The sequence below is a fragment of the Mycobacterium kyorinense genome (assembly GCF_001672775.1).
Taxonomy (GTDB): Bacteria; Actinomycetota; Actinomycetes; order Mycobacteriales; family Mycobacteriaceae; genus Mycobacterium; species Mycobacterium kyorinense_A.
Genome location: NZ_LZKJ01000191.1, coordinates 1 through 759, shown reverse-complemented (window position 1 = coordinate 759; position 759 = coordinate 1). Strand labels below are relative to the sequence as shown.

General features: G+C 68.6%; 3 protein-coding genes. 1 reads left to right on the top strand and 2 read right to left on the bottom strand.

Annotation, left to right across the window (positions count from 1 at the left end; translation table 11 throughout):
* Both A5707_RS20070 and A5707_RS23540 read right to left on the bottom strand, forming a co-directional pair.
* On the bottom strand, positions 1–375 hold a 375-nt coding region (locus A5707_RS20070; RefSeq protein ID WP_156658190.1), incomplete at its 3' end, for a PPE family protein.
* Between the two features lie 13 nt (positions 376–388).
* Positions 389–634 (bottom strand): PE family protein, encoded by a 246-nt coding sequence (locus A5707_RS23540; protein WP_232000793.1) that lies wholly within the window; start codon positions 632–634, stop codon positions 389–391.
* Here A5707_RS23540 and A5707_RS24660 point away from each other — a divergent pair.
* On the top strand, positions 519–759 hold a 241-nt coding region (locus A5707_RS24660; protein ID WP_065016185.1), incomplete at its 3' end, for a PE family protein. The genes A5707_RS23540 and A5707_RS24660 overlap by 116 nt on opposite strands.

The window sequence follows — 759 nt, the reverse complement described above, 5'->3', positions numbered from 1 at the left end:
GAGAACGTTGGTCGACACCGCCTGCGCCAGCTGGAGGCGGTTAGCCTCGATCAGCGGCGGGGGCACGGTCGCGGCGAACGCAGCCTCGTAGGCGGCGGCCGCGGCCCCGGCCTGGGTAGCGGCCTGGTCGGCCTGGGCGGCGCTGCTGCTCATCCACGCGATATAGGGCGCGGCGGCGTCGGCCATCTGCGCCGACGCCGGGCCGCGCCACTCACTGGTCAGCTGCGTGATCACCCTGTCGTAATCGATTGCGGCGGACTCCAACTCGGCGGCCAGCCACCGCCAGGACGACGCCGCGGACATCATCGCCGCCGACCCCGGTCCGGCATACATGCGAGCGGAGTTGACCTCTGGCGGTAACGCCCCGAAATCCAGCACTACGTCTCCTCTAGCTGGTCGCGGCGGCGTTGGCGGCTTCCGTGGCCGCGTACGAACCGGCGCTGGTGCCCAGCATGTTCACGAACATGTCGTGAATTGCCGCGGCTTGGACGCTGGCCGCCTGATACATCCGGGCATGCGTGGCGTTCGTAGAAACCCAGCCGGAGGTGCTATCCGCTGCGGCTCGCAATTTGGTGGCTATCGGCGCGTCAGTGGCGGCGCAGAATGCGGCTGCGGCGGGCCCGACGACGGGAATAGTGCCGCCGGCAGCCGATGAGATTTCGGCGCTGACGGCGGCACAGTTCGCCACGCATGCCCGGATGTATCAGGCGGCCAGCGTCCAAGCCGCGGCAATTCACGACATGTTCGTGAACATGCTGG